This window comes from Pseudenemella bisphenolivorans (assembly GCF_051133435.1).
Classification (GTDB): domain Bacteria; phylum Actinomycetota; class Actinomycetes; order Propionibacteriales; family Propionibacteriaceae; genus JAAYAO01.
This window is the reverse complement of sequence record NZ_JBPGNY010000001.1, coordinates 261,430-281,827: the sequence shown is the minus strand read 5'-3', so window position 1 is coordinate 281,827 and position 20,398 is coordinate 261,430. Positions and strand designations below refer to the sequence as shown.

The following is a 20,398-nucleotide window of genomic DNA, read 5'->3' as shown; positions in this document are numbered from 1 at the left end:
CTACAGCTCCATGTCGGCGTAGGACACCGGATCCTCGATCGGTTCCAGGTGGGTGGTCACCCGTAGCCCCGGAAACTCCGCATGCAGGGAGTTCTCCAATTCGGTGATCACGTCGTGGCCGCGTTTCACCGTCCAATCGCCCGGCACCAGGATGTGCACCTCCATGAAGCGCCGGTGCCCGGCCTCCCGGGTGCGCATCGCGTGGAACAGCACCTCCCGGCCGTCGATGAACCGGTTCAGGGCCTCCCTGATCTGCTGGTTCTCCTCCTTGGGCAGGGAGACGTCCATCAGGCCCGCCGAGGATTCGGAGATCAACCGCCACCCGGTCCACATGATGTTCAGGCCCACCGCCAGCGCGACGATCGGGTCGAGGCGGGTCCAGCCGGTCAGATAGACCAGCCCGACCCCGACCACCACGCCCACCGAGGTGATCACGTCGGTCATCAGGTGTTTGCCGTCCGCAGTGAGGGTCATCGACCGGTGCCGACGCCCGGCCCGGATCAGCACGGTGCCGACCACCCCGTTGAGCACCGCGGCGATCACCGACACGAGCAGGCCGATGCCCAGGTTGTCCAGCGGTGCCGGGTTCACCAGCCGCTGCACGGCGGTGACCACGATCACCCCGGCAGCACCGAAGATCAGCATCCCCTCGATCGCCCCGGAGAAGTACTCCGCCTTGGTGTGGCCCCAGTGATGGTTCTTGTCCGGGGCCTTGGCGGCGATCTTCAACACCACCAGCGCCATCACCGCCGCGGCCAGGTTCACCACCGATTCGGCAGCATCGGACAGCAGGCCCACCGAATCGGTGATCCACCAGGCGTAGGTCTTCAACGCGATGGTGGCAATCGCCGCCGCGATCGACAGCCAGGCGAACTTGGTCAGGTCACGGGTCTGTTCAGCCACGTTTACCCCGGAAGGGGAGGCCCTCCCGCAGCTCGTCGAAGAACGAGCGCGGCCACCATTTCGCCACGAATCGGGCGTCCCATTCCTCCTGGGCCAGCAGTGAGTTCGTCACCGTGTCGACCAGTTCGGGTACTCCCTCGGCCGATTCCGGGGAGGGGCCGAACCTGGCCCGTTCCACCAGTCTGGACAGCCTGGTCAGGGCGTTGCGGCCCTCGACATCGAGTTCGGCGCCCAGCGTGCTGGCGGTGCTGCGTGGGGTTCCTTCCGGCCAGGGTTGGCCCAGGTCGGTCACCGTCGCCCGCACCTCGTCCCAGGCCGCTTCGACCTGGTCGGCCGGGTCGTCCAGGGGTGCCAGGCGTTTCGTCCGGCTGCGGCGTCGCAGCAAGCCGGGCAGTAGGGCCAGACCGGTGAGCAACGCGACCACGCCGATCACCAGCAGCACCCGCCGCAGACTGATCGCGCCGGCCTCGGCACCGGAATCTCCCGGGTCCTGGGTGGGTTCCTCGGACGGCTGGGCGGTCGGTTCGGCACTCGGTTCGGCCGACGGCTCGCCGGACGGATCCTGCGGCGGCGGGGAGGGTTCGGGGTCGTCCCCCGGGCCCTCACCCTCCACCGTCCACGGCGGCGGGTTACCGGACTGAATCGCCGGGGTCGGTTCGAAGCGCACCCAGCCCTCGCCCTCGAAGTACAGCTCGGGCCAGGCGTGCATGTCGTGCAGCGACACCTCCCAGGTGCCGTCGGCGTTGCGCTTGCCGGGCAGGAAGCCGACGCTGACCCGCGACGGGATCCCCACGATCCGCGCCATCAGGGCCATCGACCCGGCGAACTGTTCGCAGTAACCGCGCCGGTCGTTGAGCAGGAAGTTCTCCAACGCCTGATAGCCGGTGCCGGGTTGCGGGTCGAGGGAGTAGGTGAAGTCGGGGCCGCGCAGGAAGGCCTGGATCGCCGCGGCCTTCAGCGCCGGCGAATCGGCGTCCTTGGTGATCCTCACCGTCAGGTCGATGATCTCCGGCGGCAGATCCGGCGGCAGCGCCGCGGTGTGTTCGATGTCCTCGGGACGCCCAGGCGCGGCCGACGACAACCGCGCACCGTCGGGCTGGATGTCGACCGACTTGGCGGTGTAGGTCAGGTTGCGCAGCGCCTCCTCCCGGTCACCACCGGTGGCGAGTACCACCAGGGAGATCGGGTCGTAGGCCCAGTCACCCTCGGCGTCGAAGCTGCGCGGCGAATACGGCAGCGGCAGGTACTCGGAGCGGAAGTCACCGACCGAGATCTTGGTGGTGCGCTCATCCTCGGCCGGGCTGGTCAGGCCCGGGGGCGGCGGCAGATCCTTCGAGGTCTGCAACTGCATCGGCACGATCTGCCAGCCACGGGAGTCGAACATCGGCAGCGAGGCCATCCGCAGGTAGGCGCCGCTGTCCTGGTCGGTGGTGTAGGTCATCACCACCCGGTTCTCCGGACGGCTCAGGTTGCGGCGCAGGTCGAGGGTTGGGTCGGTCAACTGCAGGGGCCCGTCCGACCCCGACGGCCGGGTGAAACCCCAACCCATTTGGCTCGGCAGGGGCATCACGGTGCCGACCAACAAGGTCAGCACCAGGGTCGGAATCGCGACCACCAGGGCCATCCGGCCCGCCGACACCGCCAGGCCACCACGCCGTCGGCGCCGCCCGATCAGATTGCGGGGCCAACTCTCGGCCGAGGTCAACGAATCGACGAACAGAATCCCCAGATAACCCAGCGCCAGCAGCACCAGGTACCAGGCGGAGATGTCCTCGGGCAGCCCGAGCGCCGGAATCAGGTACAGCGACAGCATCGGGATGAAGCTCCACGCCGGACGATCGACGCCGGAGACCAACACATCGGTCAAAATCGCCACCAGGCCGATCGCGGTGACCAGCAGCAGCTTCACCCCCGGATGGGGTGGCAGGGGAGCGGCCTCGGATTGGATGTGGCCCACCGCCCCGGCGTAGAGCTGCCCGAGCCGGCTCCACCAGCCACCGTCCTCGCCCAGCGACATGCCGATGCCGAAGAGGTAGACCGCCACGATCAGCACTTGGGCGCCGAAGACCATCCCGTTGTTGACCCGCAACCGGCGCAGCAGGGCGCCGATGCCGACCACCAGGGCGATCAGCACCGCGGCCAGCGGCAGGTAGGACATATCGGTGGTCAGCGGTTTGAGACACAACCCGGCCAGGAACACCGCGACGACGGTCGCGAGGGCATTGCGGTCGGATACTCGCATCACGAGGTGAAACCTCCCATGTGGGCCAGCTCTTCCCAGGCCTGGGAGACCGTGGTGCCGCTGGACACCTCGACCACCCGCCACAGTTTGTCACGCAGAATCCGCACCGCCGTTGCGTGATCGTCGCGTTCCTCGGCCGAGGCCCGCTCCCCGCGGGTCACCCAGGTGTCGGCGTCCAACACCAGGGCCAGGGCCTGGGACCGGTTGCGCTGACACTGCAGCAGTTGTTCGGCGTCCAGGCTGCTCAGCCGTCCGGAGACCACCACCAGGACTTGGCCGTCGGTGTTCTGCCCGGCCGACGAGATCACGGTGCGGAAGTCCTCGGTGTCGTCGCTGGTGACGTCGGTCAGTGCGTAGAGCAGGTTGGTGCCGGCCGATACCCGGCTCTCGGAGTCGGCGTTCGAACCGCTCAGCGGGCCGGCCGAACCGAACACGTCCACCGCGAAACCCTCTTTGAGGAAGTGCAGTCCGATCGAGGCGGCCGCCGAGACCGCCCATTCGAAGGACGAGTTCTCGCCGTGTCCGGCATGGGCCTTGCTGCGGGTGTCCAGCACCACCGAGACACTCGGGTCCCAGGCCTGCTCCTCGCGACGCACCATCAGTTCACCGCGGCGGGCGGTGGAGCGCCAGTGCACCCGGCGCACATCGTCACCGTCGCGATACTCGCGCACCAGAATGTCCTCCTGGCCCGAGACGCCGACCCGGCGGGGCCGCGACTCGCCCGAGGGGCCACCACCGCCGACATTGCTCATCGAGGGCAGCGGCCAGACCCGCGGGGTGACCAACACCTCCGAGGTGGCCTGGAAGGAACGGTCGAGCTGGGCGATCCCGAAGGGGTCGGAGGTGCGCACCATCAACGGGCCGGTCACATGCCGGCCGCGGGCGCGTCCGGTCATCTCGTAACGCACCTCACGGTGCCAGGCCGCCGAGACGTTCTGCACCGTGAACCGTGGCCGACGTCCGAGTTCGGGGGGCACGTGATCCTCGAAGCGCAACACCCCGGCCGGCAGCCGGCCCTCACGGTCGAGGGTCAACCGGGCCTCGACGGGTTCGCCGATCGCCACCTGGGTCGGCTGCACATCGCGCTCGCAGGACAACCGCAAACGGGTACGGGTGACCAACAGTGAGGCGACCAGGGGCAGCAGCAGCAGGGCCAGGCCCAGGAACAGAATGTCCCGGTGCCCGAGCAAGGCGGCCAGCGCGGACACGGCCGCCCCGATCACCAGCAGGACGCGCCCCCGTCCGGTCAGCAACGACCACGGGTTGAGCACGTTACCTCCGATCGGGAACCGACACCGAACGGACGGCCTCGGCGATGATGTCGGCCACGCTGCGCCGAGCGAGCTGGGCATCGGTCGAGGGCAGCACCCGGTGGGCCAACACCGGCACCGCCAGGGCCGCCACATCGTCGGGGTTCACGTAATCGCGGCCCGACAGGGCGGCCAACGCACGGCTGGCCCGCAACAGCGCCAGGGAGGCGCGTGGTGAGGCACCGAGTCGCAGGTCGCGCGAGTCGCGGGTGGCATTGATCACCCCGACCACGTACTCCTTCACCGCCGGTGCGACGTACACCTGCTTGACCGCCTGGATCAGGCCGCGCATGGTCGGTGCGTCGGTGACCGGACGCAGGGTGCCCAGCGGATCCTTCGAACCGTGTGAGTCGAGCATCTCCAGCTCGGCCTTCGGGGTGGGGTAGCCCATTTCGATCCGGGCCATGAAGCGGTCGCGCTGGGCCTCGGGCAGCGGGTAGGTGCCCTCCATCTCGATCGGGTTCTGGGTGGCGATCACCATGAAGGGGGCTTCCAGCAGGTAGGTCGCGCCGTCCACCGAGACCTGACGTTCTTCCATCGACTCCAGCAGTGCGGCCTGGGTCTTGGGGGAGGCGCGGTTGATCTCGTCACCGACCACGATGTTGGCGAAGATGCCGCCGGGCTTGAACTCGAACTCCCGGGACTGCTGGTTGTAGATCGACACCCCGGTGATGTCGGAGGGCAACAGGTCGGGGGTGAACTGCACTCGTCGCACGGTGCAGGCGATCGAACGCCCCAAGGCCTTGGCCAGCATCGTCTTGCCGACCCCGGGCACGTCCTCCAGCAACAGGTGCCCCTCTGCCAGCAGCACCACCAGAGCCAGGTCGACGGAGTTGCGCTTGCCTTCGATCACGCTCTCGATCGCGGCCCGCACATCACCCATGATCCGCACCACATCGTTCAACGAGTACGTGCTGGTTCCGCTGTTCATTTCGAGTTTCTCCTCCTGCAGTCCCACGCCGGTACCGCCCCAGCCTACGCATCGAGCGCCTGCATCGCAGGTCGCACCCGCCCGCGACGCGCGCCCGAAAGGAGAGTAGCGGCGCCCGAAAAGCCGGGTCCGGGAGAAAAAGGGAGCGAAATGTTAGGTCAAGTGGAGCAAAGTGGAGTAAGGTGGTGCGCAGTGGAGCGAATGGGTCCGTCAAGTGGGGCGTCGGGGAGGTGGTCCAAGTGTTCTTGGGCACGTACACCCCGAAGCTCGACGAGAAGGGCCGGTTCTTTCTGCCGGCGAAGTTTCGTGACGAACTGGCCGAGGGGTTGGTGGTGACCCGGGCGCAGGAGCGCTGCCTGGCGATCTACCCGATGTCGACCTTCGTGACGATGACGCAGTCGATTCGCAATGCACCGTCCACGGTGAAGCAGGTGCGGGACTTCCAGCGCATGTTGGCGGCCTCGGCATCGGACGACACCCCGGACAAGCAGGGCCGGTTGACGATTCCGCCCCAGTTGCGCAGCTATGCGGGACTGGACAAGGACATCGTCGTGGTCGGTGCGATCGATCGCGTCGAGGTCTGGGACGTCGCCGCGTGGGAGACCTACTCCGCTGAGCAGGAACCAGTGTTCGCCGAGATGAACGAAGAGATCTTCCCGGGGATGTGACCCTCCGGCGAAGAACCCGACGACAGGTCACCAGCACGAAACGTGTGGCGCGGTTTCGGCCCGGGCGTTGGCTCCCTGGCGCACCTTCCCCGGTGCCAGGTCGCCCTTCCCGAACGTCCGGGCCGAAACCGGGCCACACGAACCGAGTCCCACCCCCGAGCATCGCGAAAGGCTGGGTCGAGATGACCGATGCGAACACCACTGACCGGCATGTGCCGGTCATGTTGGGGCGCATCGTCGAGCTGCTCTCCCCGGCACTGGTCGAACCCGGTTCGATCTTCGTCGACGGCACCCTGGGCCTGGGTGGTCACACCGAAGCCCTGTTGCGCGCCTGCCCGAACGCCCGGGTGATCGGGCTCGACCGCGACCCGCAGGCCATCGCCCACGCCGAGGCCCGGTTGGCCCCCTTCGGTGACCGGGTCACCATCGCCGAGGTCGTCTACGACCAACTGGCCGAAGTGCTCGCCGACCTGGGTATCACGCAGGTGCAGGCGGTGTTGCTGGACCTGGGTCTGTCCTCGCTGCAGATCGACCGTCCCGAGCGCGGCTTCGCCTACGCCGCCGACGCCCCGCTGGACATGCGGATGGACGGGGAGCAGGGGCTGACGGCTGCCGAGGTGGTCAATACCTACTCCGAGCGTGACCTGGCCCGGTTGTTCAAGCACTACGGCGACGAGAAGTTCGCCGATCGAATCGCCCGCGCGATCGTCCGGCAGCGCGATACCGAACCCTTCACCCACTCCGCCCGGTTGGTGGAGGTGATCCGTGAGGCCCTGCCCGCGGCCGCACGGTTCGCCGGCTCCGGCGGGCACCCGGGCAAGCGGATCTTCCAAGCCCTGCGGATCGAGGTCAACGCCGAATTCGACGCCCTCGACGAGGTACTGCCCCAGGCGATCGACGCCCTGGCCCCCGGCGGCCGGCTGGCGGTGCTGGCCTACCACTCCGGTGAGGACCGCCGGGTCAAGCAGGTGCTGCGGGCCGCTGCCGAATCCCGGGCACCCCGGGATCTGCCGGTGGTGCCGGCCGGGATGGGCCCGCAGGTGCGGCTGTTGACCCGCGGCGCCGAACAACCCGAACCCGATGAGATCGCGGACAACCCCCGGGCGGCTTCGGCGCGCCTGCGGGCCGCGGAGAAGGTGGCAGACCAGTGAGCGCGCTGCCGGTTCATTCCCCGTCCACACGTTTCGCCACCCCACGGCGGCACCTGCGGGCGGTTGCCGAACGCACTGCTCGGGTGTCCCGGCTGCCCTTCTTGTTGGTGATGGCCTCGGTGCTCGGCCTGGGGCTGCTCGGCCTGGCCCTGTTGAACACCCAGTTGCAGAACCAGGCCTTCGAGATGCGTCAGTTGCACCGAGAACAGGCGCGGCTGGCCAATTACGAGGCCTACCTGAGTGCCCGGATCGACGAGGCCGGGTCGCCGAGCGGATTGGCCACCAAGGCCTCGGCCCTGGGGATGCGACCCAATACGCATTCGGCCCTGCTGGTGGTGCCGGACGGGAAGGTGATCGGTGAACCCAAGCCGGTGACCGGTGGCGAACTGCCCTCGTCGGTGGTGAAACCGCCGAAACCGACGCCGCCGGCCGGCACCCAGCAACCCGACGACAAGAAGCCGGCCGAGCAGAAGCCGGGCGAACAGTCGCAGAACCGGGCCGAGCCCCCTGCGGCACAGGAGAAGACTCCGGAGCAGGTCGCCGCCGAGAAGGTCGCACAGCAGAAGGCGGCTGCGGAGAAGGCCGCCCAGGAGAAGGCCGCGCAGCAGAAGGCGGCCGCCGAGAAGGCCGCGAAGGAGCAGCAGGAAGCACAGCAACAGGCGGCGGACGACGCGGCCAAGGTCGAACCCACGGCCGAACAGAAGGCCACCCAACAAGAGGCGCGCAACAAGGCCGAGGCCGAACGGGCCCGCAAGGCAGCATCGGGGGAGGGGCAATGAGCGAGCGGGACGATCGACGCAGGTCGGGCCGGCCGTCGGCCGGTAAACCGCGTGGTGCTGCGCAGAGCTCGCGCGGCACCCCCAAGCCGGCGGCCAAGCAGGGCAAGCCCGCCAAGCAGAGCTCCAAGCCGACTCGCCCGGCGAAGCCGACCGCACCGCGAAAGCCGAGCGCCCAGAGTAGGTCGAGCGCCCAGGGCAAGTCGACGACACAGAGCAGGTCGAGCGCCCAGAACAAGTCGACGACACAGAGCAGGTCGACGACACAGAGCAAGTCGACAACGCAGCGCAAACCGGCCGCGCAGGGCAGGCCGACCAAGCCCGCGAAGCCGAGCAGGAGCGCCAAGCCGTCCAAACCGGGTCGCTCCGAGCAGAGCGCTCGTTCGCACCGGGGTTCCGCGGCGAACAAGGCGTCCGGCTCGACCAGGGCCGGGGGCTCGGTCCGGGGCAGCAAGCCCGCGAGCGCCAGCCGGCGTCCGACCACCCCCCGGAAGGACGCCCGTCCGGTGGCCCGTCCGCGCACCTATCGGGCGCCCACCCGGGTGCCGCTGGGCTCCTCGCCGCTGCGGATGAAGGCCCTGATGTTCACCATGGCCATCCTGGTGTCCCTCTTCGCCGGACGCCTGGTGCAGGTACAGGTCTTCGACACCGAGGCCTACGCCGCCTCGGCCTCCCGCCAGACCACCACCTCGGTGCCCCTGCTGCCGGTACGCGGCACGATCACCGACCGCAACGGCACCCTGCTGGCAGCCAGCGAACCCGCGGTGGCGATCACCGCCGACCCGACGCTGACCACCGAGCGCTCCCGGGAGATCGCCGCCATCTTGACCAAGCACATCGGCGGCAAGGAATCCGACTACCTGCCGGCGCTGACCAAACCCGACACCCGCTTCGTCTACGTCGCCAAACGGGTTCCGGCCACGATCTACGACCGGATCTCGGCCGACCTGGTCGAGGCCGACATTTACGGCATCTTCCGCGAATCCGACCCGATTCGCACCTACCCGGCCGGCACCACCGCCGCCAACGTGATCGGCTTCACCGGCGGTGACGACCGCGCCGGTCTGGCCGGTTTCGAGTTCGCCCACAACGAGCAACTCGCCGGCCACGCCGGTTCGGAGGTCTACGAATCGGCCCCCAACGGGTCCCGGATTCCGCTCGGTGCCAACGTGATCACCCCGGCCGAGGACGGCATCAGCTACAAACTCACCATCGACGCCGAACTGCAGTACACCGCCGAACAACGGCTCGCCCAAGCGGTGCGCCAGGCCAAGGCGAAATCCGGCTCGGTGGTGATGATGGACGTGACCACCGGCGAGGTGCTCGCGCTGGCCAACTACCCGAGCTTCAACCCCACCGAACCCGGCAAGGCCGATGCCGAGAACCTGGGCAACAAGGCCCTGACCGACCCCCTGGAACCCGGCTCGGTGCACAAGGTGCTGACCTTCGCCGCCCTGACCGATGCGGGCATGGTCACCCCCGACACCCGGGTGCAGGTGCCCGCCTCGCTGGCCTCGGCCGACCACCGGATCACCGACTCCTTCGACCACGGCAACATCCGGCTCACCGCCCGCGGGGTGATCGCCAAGTCGTCCAATATCGGCACCGTGCTGCTCGCCCGGCAGATGCCCAGCGCGCAGCTCAGCGAGTACCTGTACAGCTTCGGTCTCGGCACTCCGACCGGCATCGAACTGCCCGGTGAGGCCACCGGTTGGGTGCCCAAGGGTGACATGGCCTCGTACACCCACGACCAGATCGCCTTCGGTCAGGGCCTGTCGGTGACACCGGTGCAGAATGCGGCCGCGTTGTCCGCAGTGATCAACGGTGGGGTCTACCACAAGCCCACGATCGTCGCGTCGGGCACCGACGCCCAGGGCAAACCGGTCGAGATTCCCCGGGCCGAACCGCGCCGGGTGATCTCGGAGGAGGCCTCGGCGATGGTGCGCGAAGCCACCCAAGCGGTTCTGGCCGAGGGCGGCACCGGTAAGCACCTGACCCTGGAGAGCTACACCTCCGGCGGCAAGACCGCCACCGCCCAGCGGGTCGATCCGAGCTGTGGCTGCTACCGGGGCTTCACGGCCTCCTGGATGCAGTACGCACCGGCCGACAATCCCAAGGTGCTGATTCTGGTCACCATCGACCGTCCGGTGGCGGGTCGCTACGGCGGCACCCTGGCAGGTCCGGTCGCCAAGGACCTGCTCAACTACGCGCTGCCGCGATACTCGATTCCGCCGCAGAAGGACCCGACACCGCCGGACGCACCCCTCGAATGGTGACGTGCAGTACCGTCGCACTGTGTCACCCGAAGAGCCCGTGCCACCCGAAAAACCCGTGTCAGCTGAAGAGTCCATGTCGCCGCAGAGTCCCGAGTCCACCGCAAAACCCGCCGGCCCGCTCCGTCCGAGGCGCAGCCCCCGGGTGGGGCTGACCGACCTCGGATTCGAGGTGACCGAACCCGTCATGGTGCAGGGCATCAACCTCGATTCCCGCTTCGTCACCCCCGGCGACCTCTACGTCGCCCTGCCCGGCACCCGCACCCACGGCGCCCGGTTCGGTGCCCAGGCGGTCGAAGCCGGGGCGGTGGCGGTGCTCACCGACACCGCCGGGGCCGGGATGCTCACCGAGGTGGACGTGCCGGTGCTGACCACCGACGACCCGCGCGCGGCGATGGCCAAGGTGGCGGCCGTCCTGTTCGACCGACCCACCGAGAAGCTCGATCTCTTCGGGGTCACCGGCACCAACGGCAAGACCACCACCGTGGCGATCCTGGACGCGGCCCTGCAGGCTGCCGGACGGCACAGCGCCACGATCGGCACGATGGGTTTCACCGTCGACGGGCGACAACTGGGCGGCTCGCGCACCACGGTCACCACGCCGGAATCGATCGACCTGCAAGCCCTCTTCGCGGTGATGCAGGAGGCGGGGGCCCAGGACGTGGCGATGGAGGTCTCATCGCATGCGCTGGCCCTGCACCGGGTCGATGAGGTGCGGTTCGAGGTCGCCGGCTTCACCAACCTGGGCCGCGACCACCTCGACTTCCACCACACGATGGCCGAATACGCCGCCGCCAAGGCCCGCTTGTTCACCCCCGAGTTCACCCGGCAGGCGGTGATCACCATCGACGACGACGGTGGCGCGGACATGGCCCACCGGGCCCGGACGGCCGGGCTGGACGTGCGCACCGCGTCCCTCACCGACCCGGGGGCCGATTACCGGGCCGACGCCCGGGTACTCGACGACGGCCGCTGGCAACTGCGGGTACACACCCCCGCCGGCAGCCACGACTGCGAACTGGCGCTGCCCGGACGGCACAATGTCGCCAACGCCCTGCTGGCCGTGGCGATGCTCGACCTGGCCGGACGCGACCTCGAGGCCTGCCTACCCGGCCTGGCCCGGGTACAGGTGCCCGGCCGGATGCAGCGGGTCGCCCTCACCGACCCGGCTCCGGCGGTCTACGTCGACTTCGCGCACACCCCCCAGGCCGTCGGCGCCACCCTGGATGCCTTCGGGGAACGGTCGGGGCGGTTGATCACGGTGCTGGGCTGTGGTGGCGACCGCGACCGGGAGAAGCGCGAACCGATGGGTCGGATCGCAGCCGAACGATCCGAGATCGTGGTGGTCACCGACGACAATCCGCGCAGCGAACCACCCGAGTCGATCCGGGCCCAGGTGTTGGCCGGGGCCCGGCAGGGCAGCGCCCGGGTGCTCGACGGGGGAGACCGGGCCGGAGCGATCCGCGAAGCCCTGCGGCTGGCCGAACCCGGCGACATCGTGGCCGTTCTCGGCAAAGGACACGAACAGGGCCAAGACATCAAAGGTGAGATAGTGCCTTTTGATGACGTCACCGAGGTGACTACGGCCTGGCAGGAGTTGGGATGAGGTCGATCAGTGTCGAGAAGGTGGCCGCCGCGATCGGTGCCCAACTGCACCTGGCAGCCGGGGCGCACCGCAGCGACCCCGTGGGCCCCGATGTCTGCCGCGACTCCCGTGAGGTGACCCCCGGAGCCCTGTTCGTCGCCTTCCCCGGCGAAAAGGTGGACGGCCACGACTACATTCCGGTCGCCCGTCGCGCCGGAGCATCGGCTGCGATCGCGATGCGGGTCGTCGACCCCGAGATGACCACCCTGGTGGTGACCGACCCCACCGCCGCCCTGGGTCGGTTGGCCCGCCTGGTGGTCGACAATGCGCCCGCGCTGACCGTGATCGGCATCACCGGCTCCTCGGGCAAGACCTCGACCAAGGACCTGATGGCCCACGTCCTGGAGTCGGTCGGGTCGACCGTTTCCCCGGTCGGCTCGCAGAACAACGAACTCGGTGTGCCGCTCACCGCCACCCGCGTCGACGACGACACCCGCTTTCTGATCAGCGAAATGGGCGCCCGCGGGGCCGGCCACATTCACTACCTGTGCGAACTCACCCCGCCCCGGATCGGTGTGGTGCTCAATGTCGGCAGTGCCCATCTGGGCGAGTTCGGCTCGGTGGAGGGCATCGCCGAGGCCAAGGGAGAACTGATCGCCGCCCTGCCCGCCGACGGGTGGGCGGTGCTCAACCACGACGACCCCCGGGTGGCCGCGATGGCCGATCGCCGCGCCGAGGGCGTCCGGTTGGCCTGGACCGCGGTGGGCGAACGACCCGGGACGGTCGACGCAGGCGCCGACGATCCGGCCGGGCTGCGGGTGTGGGCCGAAGAACTCGGCATCGACCCCGACGGCAGCAGCCGCTTCACCCTGCACAGCGACGACGGCAACAACCACGAAACCCATCCGGTACACCTGCGCCTGGTGGGCCGCCACCAGGTCGACAACGCCGTCAGCGCCGCCGCGGTCGGCATCCTGGCCGGACTGCCACCGTCCATGGTCGCCTCCGCCCTGAGCAGCGCCCGTCCGCGCTCCCCGTGGCGGATGGAAGTGCACACCCGGGCCGATGACGTACTGATCCTCAACGACGCCTACAACGCCAACCCCGATTCGATGGCGGCCGCCCTCGACAGCACCCACGAACTCGCCCGACATCGACCCGGCACCCGGGTGTGGGCCGTACTCGGCGACATGCTAGAACTCGGCGCCGACACCGACCACGCCCACGAGGAAATCGGCCGGCAGGTGGCCGGGCTCGGTTTCCACCAACTGGTCGCGGTGGGGCAGAATGCCGAAGCAATGTGTCGTGGAGCCCGACAGGCCGGCAAGGCCGAAGGGCTGGAAGCGATCGCCGACCCCGCCGACGTGGCCGGCTGGCTGGCGCCCAGGATCCGCCCCGGTGACACTGTCGTGGTGAAGGCCTCCCGCGGCCTGGCGCTGGAACGGGTCGCCGAGGCGCTGGCAAGCGAATCCGACACGTCCGAACCGAATGGGGGAGCCTGGTGAAGACCATCCTGCTGGCCGGTGTGCTGGCCATGCTCGGGACCCTGCTGGGTACCCGGCTGGCCATCTCGCTGCTGGTACGGCGCGGATACGGCCAGTTCATCCGCGATGACGGCCCGACCTCCCACCACACCAAGCGCGGTACCCCGACCATGGGTGGTCTGGTGGTGATGGCCTCGGTGGTGGTCGCCTATTTCGTCGCCCACCTGCTCACCTGGAGCCCGCCGACCGCCTCCGGGATGCTGGTGCTCGGCCTCTATCTGGGGCTGGGTGTGGTCGGCTTCCTGGACGACTGGATCAAGATCTCCCGACAACGCTCCCTGGGGCTCAACAGCCGGGCCAAACTGATCGGACAGATCAGCGTCGCGGTGATCTTCGGCATTCTGGCGCTGAATTTCCCCGACGCCCGCAACATCACCCCGGCCTCCCCGGCGATCTCCTTCCTGCGTGACATTCCCGCCCTCACCCTGATCGCGCCGCTGGCGGTGATCTGGTTCGTGCTGCTGATCACCGCCACCAGCAATGCGGTGAACCTCACCGACGGGCTGGACGGCCTGGCCACCGGCGCCGCAACCATGGTCTTCGCCGCCTACACCCTGGTGAACATCTGGCAGTACAACCAGTCCTGCGCCTGGGGTACCGCCAGTGCGAAGTGTTACTGGGTGCGCGACCCCTACGACCTGGCCGTGGTCTCGATCGCACTCACCGGCGCGAGCTTCGGGTTCCTGTGGTGGAACACCAAGCCCGCCAAGATCTTCATGGGCGACTCCGGCTCCCTGTCGCTGGGTGGGGCACTGGCCGGGCTGGCCATCTTCACCCGCACCGAACTGCTGCTGGTGATCCTCGGCGGCCTGTTCGTGATCATCACCCTGTCGGTGATCCTGCAGGTCGGCTGGTTCAAGATGACCGGCGGCAAACGGCTGTTCAAAATGGCACCCCTGCAACACCACTTCGAACTGATGGGCTGGTCGGAGAGCACCATCGTGGTGCGCTTCTGGATCATCGCCGGACTGTGTGCCGCGGTCGGAATGGGCATCTTCTACACCGAATGGGTGGTGGGCCTGTGAGCCCGCAGTGGCTGGCCGCAGCCGACCGCTCCGCCCCCTGGGGCCAAGCCCGGGTCGTGGTGGCCGGGTTGGGCCGGTCGGGTTTCGCCGCCGCCGACGGGCTGCTGGAACTGGGCGCCCGGGTGACCGTGATCGACGACGCCGACCCCGACACGCTCACCGATCAGGCCACAATCCTGGACGTACTGGGCGCCGAACTGCGCCTCGGCCCGGGGTCCTCGGCCGAACTGCCGGCAGAGGTCGACCTGGTGATCACCTCACCGGGCTGGCCACCGACCCGTCCGCTGCTCGCACAGGCCGCCGAACGCGGCATCCCGATCTGGGGTGAGGTCGAACTCGCCTGGCGGCTGCGCAACCCGGAGGTGCCCTGGCTCGCGGTCACCGGCACCAACGGCAAAACCACCACCGTGGCCATGCTCGCCGCGATCCTCACCGCCGCGGGATTGCGGGTGGCCGAGGTCGGCAATGTCGGCACCCCGGTGATGGAGGCGGTGCTCGACCCCGAACCGTACGACGTACTCGCGGTCGAACTGTCCAGCTTCCAACTGCACTGGTCGCACAGCCTGCGGCTGCACTCGGCAGCGGTACTCAACCTCGAGGCCGACCACCTCGCCTGGCACGGGTCGATGGACGAGTACGCCGCGGCGAAGGCGAAGATCTACCACGGCATCACCCACAGTTGCGTCTACAACGTCCAGGATCCCGCCACCGAACGGATGGTCGAGGAGGCCGACGTCACCGAGGGCGCCAGGGCGATCGGCTTCACCCTGGGCACCCCCGGCCCGTCCATGCTCGGGGTGGTCGACGACCTGCTGGTCGACCGGGCCTTCGTGGCCCAGCGCGCCACCTCGGCGATGGAAATGGCAACCATCGACGATGTCCGTCCCCCCGCACCGCACAATGTCGCCAACGCCCTGGCCGCGGCCGCGCTCGCCCGCTCCTTCGGGGTGCCGGCCACCGCGGTGCGCGACGGGCTGCGGGCCTTCGAACCCGGTGCTCACCGGATCGCCGAGGTGGCCGAGATCGACCAGGTCAGGTGGGTCGACGACTCGAAGGCGACCAACCCGCACGCCGCCCAAGCCTCCCTGCAGGCCTACGAGTCGGTGGTGTGGATCGCCGGGGGACAGGCCAAGGGCACCGAGTTCTTCGACCTGGTCGAGACCGTCGCCGACCGGCTGCGGGGGGCGGTGCTGCTCGGGGTCGATCGCGACCGGGTTGCCGAGGCACTCGCCCGACACGCGCCCGAGGTGCCCGTGATCACGGTCGACAGCACCGACACTGGAACCATGGCGCGCGTGGTCGACGCCGCAGCATCCTTGGCCCGCCCCGGTGATGTGGTGCTGCTGGCGCCCGGGTGCGCAAGCCAGGACATGTACCGCGACTACGGAGCCCGCGGCGATGCCTTCGCCGAAGCCGTCCGCAGCCGGGTACCGGACACGAGCCGGGAGGCCCCGGGACAGGAGTAGGGACGTGACGGTGCGGACGTTGCCCACAGCGAACTCCCGGCGTCCGTCGACTCTGCTCCGGGCCGCGTTGACCGCCCCGATGGCCAGCTACTACCTGGTGCTCGGATCGGTGGGGCTGCTGGTCATCCTGGGCTCGCTGATGGTGCTGTCCTCGTCCAGCGTCTACGCCTTGGTCAACACCGGCGACTCCTTCTACTTCTTCAAACGTCAGGTGATCTTCCTGGTGTTCGGAGTGATCGGCGCCTGGCTGATCTCGCGCCGCGAACCAACACAACTGCGAATGCTCGGCTGGATCGCCTTCTTCGTCGCGGTGGCGCTGCTGGCACTGACCCACTCCCCACTGGGCGTGGAGATCCAGGGCAACCGCAACTGGGTGCAACTGGGTCATCCGCTGCTGCGCCTGCAACCCTCGGAGTTCGCCAAGCTGGCGATGGTGCTGTGGGGTGCCGAGGTGCTGTCCCGCAAGGAGCGAGTGCTCGACCAGCCCGCCCAACTGCTGGTGCCCTTCCTGCCCGGTGGGGCGATCCTCACCGGCCTGGTGGTGCTGCAGCGCGACCTCGGTACCGCGGTGGTGATGGGCGCGATCTTCGTCGGCATCCTGTGGTTGGTCGGCGCCAACTGGCGGGTGCTGGGCGTCCTCGCCCTCGGATCGGTGGCCGCCGTGGCCGCCATGGTCGCCGCCAGCCCGAACCGGATGGGTCGATTCATCGCCTTCCTGAACCCCGGGGACGACCTGCTGGGTACCAACATGCAGCCCACGATGGGTCTGTACGCCCTGGCCTCCGGCGGCTGGTTCGGGGTGGGCCTGGGTGCCAGCCGACAGAAATGGGGCAGCCTGCGCGAGGCGCACACCGACTACATCTTCGCGGTGGTCGGCGAGGAACTCGGCCTGGTCGGAGCCGTGATCACCCTGGTGCTGTTCCTCACCCTCGGCTGGGCCGGGCTGCGCATCGCGCTGCGCTCCGACTCCCTGTTCAACCGGGTGGTGGCCGGTGGTGTCACCGTGTGGCTGATGTTCCAGATGACCATGAACGTGGCCGTGGTGCTGCGCTTGATACCGGTTGTTGGTGTGCCGTTACCGCTGGTGTCGTACGGTGGGTCGGCGCTGTTGGCGAACCTGCTCGCGGTCGGCCTGTTATTGGCCTGTGCCCGCGATGAGCCGGAAGCCCGCATCGCGATCAAACGTCGTCGGGCCCGATCCGGGCCCCGGATGACCGCAGTGATCGGCCGCTAGGAGTTGTATCGATGGCACGAATCGTGCTGGCCGGTGGGGGAACCGCCGGCCATACCTCACCGTTGATCGCCACCGCGCAACGGCTCACCGAACTCGATCCAGGTGCCGACCTGCTGGTGATCGGAACACCCAAGGGACTGGAGAACACCGTCATTCCGGCTGCCGGGCTACGCCTGGAGCTGGTCGAGCCGGTGCCGCTGCCCAGGCGTCCCAACAAAGATCTGTTCACCCTGCCGGTGCGGCTGGGACGTTCGGTGCGGGCGGCCAAGAAGATCCTCACCGACCACCGGGCGGACGTCCTGGTCGGCTTCGGCGGGTACGTCTCGGTTCCGGCCTATCTGGCCGCCAGGTCGCTGAAGGTGCCGATCGTGGTGCACGAAGGCAACTCGGTGCCCGGTATCGCCAACAAACTCGGGGCCCGGTTCACCACCGACGTGGTGATCACCTTCCCGGGCACCCCGTTGCGCCATGCCCAACACCTCGGCCTGCCCCTGCGCCGGACGATCACCGATGCCGCCGGTCTCGATGCCGGGGCCCGGGCCGCGGTGCGCGCCGAGGCACGGGCGGAGTACGGCCTGCACCCCGATCTGCCCCTGCTGCTGGTCAGCGGCGGCTCCCAGGGAGCGCGCAGCATCAACACGGCCGTTTCGGCGGCCGCCACCGAAGGCCTGCTCGCCGGCGGTATCCAGGTGCTGCACGTGCTCGGGGCCAAGAACTTCACCGAGCAACACGTCCGGATCGAAGACCCGTCCGGGGCGGTGTACCAGCCGGTGCCCTATGTCGACGCGATGGAACGCGCCTACCTGGCCGCCGACCTGATGGTGGGACGCAGCGGTGCCGGCACGGTGGTGGAAACCGCCGTGATCGGGTTGCCGACGATCCTGGTACCGCTACCGCACGGCAACGGCGAACAGGGCCGCAACGCCGCCCCCCTGGTCGACGCCGGGGGAGCCCGACTGGTCGACGACGCCGACTGCACCCCCGAACTGCTCGGTCGGCTGGTGCCCGAGCTGATCAACGACCCACAGACCCTGGCCCGGATGCGGGCCGCCGGACAGGGCCTGATGCCGGCCGATGCCGACCTGCGCCTGGCCGAAATGGTGCTGGCGGCGGTGCGGTGATGCTGGTCGAACCGGTTGAACTCGTCCCCGCCGACGAACTGGGTGGGGTGCACTTCATCGCGATCGGCGGTGCCGGCATGAGCGGCATCGCCCGGCTGATGTGCGAACTCGGCCTGTCGGTCAGCGGTTCGGATCAGCAGGATTCGCCCGTCCTGGCCGATCTGCGCGCCCGGGGAGCCGAGGTCTGGGTCGGTCACGATGCCGCCCAGGTCGGGCCCGGGGTGGGCACGGTGGTGATCTCCTCGGCGATCCGCGAAACCAACCCCGAACTGGCCGAGGCCCGCCGCCGCGGCCTGCGGGTGTGGCACCGCAGTGCGGCCCTGGCCGCGCTGATGCTCGGCAAACGCGGGGTCGCAGTGGCCGGCACACACGGCAAAACCACCACCAGCGCGATGACCGCGGTGGCCCTGCTCGGCGCCGGCCTGAACCCCTCGTACGTGGTCGGGGCGCCCCTGGGCAACACCGGCACCAGCGCCGCCCTCGGCTCGGGGGAGGCCTTCGTGGTCGAGGCCGACGAATCGGACGGCTCCTTCCTGCAATACCCGGCCACCCACGGGGTGGTCACCAACATCGAGGCCGACCACCTCGACAACTGGCACACCCCGCAGGCCTATGCCGCCGGCTACCGGCGCTTCGCCGAGCAGGTGCGCACCCTGGTGGTCAACATCGACGACCCCGGCGCTCGGGAGCTCGCCGACGAACTCCGCACCGCGGCCTCGTCCGGCTCGGCACACCGTGCCCCGGTGCAACAGCGGGTGATCACCTGCGGCACCGATGCCGGAGCCGATGTGCGGCTGAGCGACATTCGGCACAACCCCGCACGCGCCGACGGCTGGCTGATCGGAGCCACCGTGACCACCGCCGACACCGAGGTGACCCTGCGGCTGCGGGTGCCGGGGGTGTTCAACCTGCACAACGCCGTGGCCGCCTGGACGGTGGCGGTCGATCTGGGCGCCGATCCCGTTGCGGCCGCAGCCGCCCTGGGTGACTTCGTCGGCACCCATCGGCGCTTCGAGTTCACCGGGGAGGTCGCCGGGGTGAGCGTCTACGACGACTACGCCCATCACCCGACCGAGGTGTCGGCCACCCTCACCGCGGCCTGCGACGCGGTCGCCGGTACCGGACGGGTGATCGCCTGCTTCCAACCACACCTGTTCAGCCGCACCCGAGATTTCGCCGGCGAGTTCGGCCGCGGCCTGCGCCTGGCCGATCAGGTGGTGCTGACCGAGATTTATCCGGCCCGTGAAGACCCGATTCCCGGCGTTACCGGGCAACTCATCGTCGAGGCCGTGCGCTCCGCCGACCCGGCCCGCGCCGACTCGGTGCACTGGTGTGCCGACCGTGACGAGGTGCCGGCGGTGGTTGCCGCGCTGGCCGAACCCGGGGATCTGGTGCTGACCCTGGGGGCGGGGGACATCACCACCGTTGCGCCGGCCATCGTGGCGGCGTTGGAGCAACGCTGATGGCGGCCCGCAAGCGACGTCGCAACCGGCGCCGTCGGATCGGTATTCGCACCATCCTGGTGACCGTCCTGGTGGTGCTGCTGGCCGGGGCCGGGGTCTGGCTGGTGGGATTCTCCTCGGTGCTCGCGGTGCGCGACATCTCGGTGTCCGGCGCCAAGCTGCTCAGCGAAGATCAGGTGCGCGACACCGCCCAGGTGCCGCTCGGGGTGCCACTGGCCCGGCTGGACACCGATCGGATCGGGTCCCGACTGGCCGACCTGCCCCCGGTGCGCAGCGTCGACGTGTCGCGATCATGGCCGCACACCCTGCACATCGAGATCATCGAACGAACCCCCAGATTCGTGGCCCACAACAAGGGCACCTGGATGCTGGTCGACGACACCGGGTTCGGTTACAGCGAGGTCAACGAGGCACCCGAAGACCTGGTGGTGGCCAAGGAAGTACCCGACGGGGAATGGTCCGACACCGCGCAGGTGGTGCGCGCCCTGCCCAGCACCGTGGCCGAGCGGGCCCAATCGGTGACCACCCGCGGGCCGAATGCGATCGTGATTCACCTCGACCGCGGGGTGAGGATCGAATGGGGTGGGGCCGACAGGTCGGCGGACAAGGCCCTGGTGCTCAGCTCGCTGATGACCGCGGCACCCAATGCGAAGGTCTACAACGTGTCGGCGCCGGATCACCCCACCACCCGTTGACCGGCAGGATT

The 20,398-nt window shown here is 69.1% G+C and carries 16 protein-coding genes; 12 read left to right on the top strand and 4 right to left on the bottom strand.

The window, feature by feature from the left end:
- From ACR4XW_RS01330 to ACR4XW_RS01315, 4 genes are read right to left on the bottom strand one after another with little or no spacing between them, the layout of a single operon-like run.
- Positions 1-903: a cation diffusion facilitator family transporter gene (locus ACR4XW_RS01330; protein ID WP_434758707.1), complete on the bottom strand. Its 903-nt coding sequence runs from the start codon at positions 901-903 to the stop codon at positions 1-3.
- The gene (locus ACR4XW_RS01325; RefSeq protein ID WP_434758706.1) at positions 896-3,145 is read right to left on the bottom strand and encodes a transglutaminaseTgpA domain-containing protein; all 2,250 of its coding nucleotides are present in this window, start codon (positions 3,143-3,145) and stop codon (positions 896-898) included. The genes ACR4XW_RS01330 and ACR4XW_RS01325 overlap by 8 nt, the downstream gene beginning before the upstream one ends.
- A complete protein-coding gene (locus ACR4XW_RS01320; protein WP_434758705.1) occupies positions 3,145-4,416 on the bottom strand; it encodes a DUF58 domain-containing protein in 1,272 nt (423 codons plus the stop codon). The genes ACR4XW_RS01325 and ACR4XW_RS01320 overlap by 1 nt, the downstream gene beginning before the upstream one ends.
- A gap of 1 nt (position 4,417) precedes the next feature.
- Positions 4,418-5,386 (bottom strand): AAA family ATPase, encoded by a 969-nt coding sequence (locus ACR4XW_RS01315; RefSeq protein WP_434758704.1) that lies wholly within the window; start codon positions 5,384-5,386, stop codon positions 4,418-4,420.
- A gap of 239 nt (positions 5,387-5,625) precedes the next feature.
- On the opposite strand from ACR4XW_RS01315, the gene mraZ reads away from it, so the two are divergent.
- From mraZ to ACR4XW_RS01255, 12 genes are all read left to right on the top strand, one after another.
- Positions 5,626-6,054, top strand: coding sequence for a division/cell wall cluster transcriptional repressor MraZ (mraZ, locus tag ACR4XW_RS01310; RefSeq protein WP_434758703.1), 429 nt, complete (start codon positions 5,626-5,628; stop codon positions 6,052-6,054).
- A gap of 182 nt (positions 6,055-6,236) precedes the next feature.
- A complete protein-coding gene (gene rsmH, locus ACR4XW_RS01305; RefSeq protein ID WP_434758702.1) occupies positions 6,237-7,205 on the top strand; it encodes a 16S rRNA (cytosine(1402)-N(4))-methyltransferase RsmH in 969 nt (322 codons plus the stop codon).
- On the top strand, positions 7,202-7,984 hold the full coding sequence (gene ftsL / locus ACR4XW_RS01300) for a cell division protein FtsL (RefSeq protein WP_434758701.1): 783 nt from the start codon (positions 7,202-7,204) through the stop codon (positions 7,982-7,984). The genes rsmH and ftsL overlap by 4 nt, the downstream gene beginning before the upstream one ends.
- Before the next feature lie 503 nt (positions 7,985-8,487).
- The gene (locus ACR4XW_RS01295; protein WP_434758700.1) at positions 8,488-10,257 is read left to right on the top strand and encodes a peptidoglycan D,D-transpeptidase FtsI family protein; all 1,770 of its coding nucleotides are present in this window, start codon (positions 8,488-8,490) and stop codon (positions 10,255-10,257) included.
- 73 nt (positions 10,258-10,330) lie between these two features.
- On the top strand, positions 10,331-11,860 hold the full coding sequence (locus ACR4XW_RS01290) for a UDP-N-acetylmuramoyl-L-alanyl-D-glutamate--2,6-diaminopimelate ligase (RefSeq protein WP_491777153.1): 1,530 nt from the start codon (positions 10,331-10,333) through the stop codon (positions 11,858-11,860).
- Positions 11,857-13,344 (top strand): UDP-N-acetylmuramoyl-tripeptide--D-alanyl-D-alanine ligase, encoded by a 1,488-nt coding sequence (locus tag ACR4XW_RS01285; RefSeq protein WP_434758699.1) that lies wholly within the window; start codon positions 11,857-11,859, stop codon positions 13,342-13,344. The genes ACR4XW_RS01290 and ACR4XW_RS01285 overlap by 4 nt, the downstream gene beginning before the upstream one ends.
- Positions 13,341-14,408, top strand: coding sequence for a phospho-N-acetylmuramoyl-pentapeptide-transferase (gene mraY, locus ACR4XW_RS01280; protein WP_434758698.1), 1,068 nt, complete (start codon positions 13,341-13,343; stop codon positions 14,406-14,408). The genes ACR4XW_RS01285 and mraY overlap by 4 nt, the downstream gene beginning before the upstream one ends.
- Positions 14,390-15,874: a UDP-N-acetylmuramoyl-L-alanine--D-glutamate ligase gene (murD, locus tag ACR4XW_RS01275; RefSeq protein WP_434758697.1), complete on the top strand. Its 1,485-nt coding sequence runs from the start codon at positions 14,390-14,392 to the stop codon at positions 15,872-15,874. Before mraY ends, murD begins: the two co-directional genes overlap by 19 nt.
- A gap of 19 nt (positions 15,875-15,893) precedes the next feature.
- Entirely contained in the window at positions 15,894-17,108 is a 1,215-nt protein-coding gene (gene ftsW, locus ACR4XW_RS01270; protein ID WP_434758696.1) for a putative lipid II flippase FtsW, read from the top strand.
- Between the two features lie 11 nt (positions 17,109-17,119).
- Positions 17,120-18,229, top strand: coding sequence for a UDP-N-acetylglucosamine--N-acetylmuramyl-(pentapeptide) pyrophosphoryl-undecaprenol N-acetylglucosamine transferase (locus ACR4XW_RS01265; protein ID WP_434758695.1), 1,110 nt, complete (start codon positions 17,120-17,122; stop codon positions 18,227-18,229).
- Positions 18,226-19,692, top strand: coding sequence for a UDP-N-acetylmuramate--L-alanine ligase (murC, locus tag ACR4XW_RS01260; protein ID WP_434758694.1), 1,467 nt, complete (start codon positions 18,226-18,228; stop codon positions 19,690-19,692). Before ACR4XW_RS01265 ends, murC begins: the two co-directional genes overlap by 4 nt.
- Positions 19,692-20,387, top strand: a complete 696-nt coding sequence (locus ACR4XW_RS01255) for a cell division protein FtsQ/DivIB (RefSeq protein ID WP_434758693.1) — start codon at positions 19,692-19,694, stop codon at positions 20,385-20,387. Before murC ends, ACR4XW_RS01255 begins: the two co-directional genes overlap by 1 nt.
- The last annotated feature ends 11 nt before the right edge of the window (positions 20,388-20,398 follow it).

Coding starts and splice junctions, on each gene's coding strand:
- ACR4XW_RS01325 (WP_434758706.1), bottom strand. CDS start 3,145: ATGCGAGTATCCGACCGCAATGCCCTCGCGACCGTCGTCGCGGTGTTC.
- ACR4XW_RS01315 (WP_434758704.1), bottom strand. CDS start 5,386: ATGAACAGCGGAACCAGCACGTACTCGTTGAACGATGTGGTGCGGATC.
- rsmH (WP_434758702.1), top strand. CDS start 6,237: ATGACCGATGCGAACACCACTGACCGGCATGTGCCGGTCATGTTGGGG.
- ACR4XW_RS01290 (WP_491777153.1), top strand. CDS start 10,331: ATGTCGCCGCAGAGTCCCGAGTCCACCGCAAAACCCGCCGGCCCGCTC.
- ACR4XW_RS01285 (WP_434758699.1), top strand. CDS start 11,857: ATGAGGTCGATCAGTGTCGAGAAGGTGGCCGCCGCGATCGGTGCCCAA.
- murD (WP_434758697.1), top strand. CDS start 14,390: ATGGGTGGTGGGCCTGTGAGCCCGCAGTGGCTGGCCGCAGCCGACCGC.
- ACR4XW_RS01265 (WP_434758695.1), top strand. CDS start 17,120: ATGGCACGAATCGTGCTGGCCGGTGGGGGAACCGCCGGCCATACCTCA.
- ACR4XW_RS01255 (WP_434758693.1), top strand. CDS start 19,692: ATGGCGGCCCGCAAGCGACGTCGCAACCGGCGCCGTCGGATCGGTATT.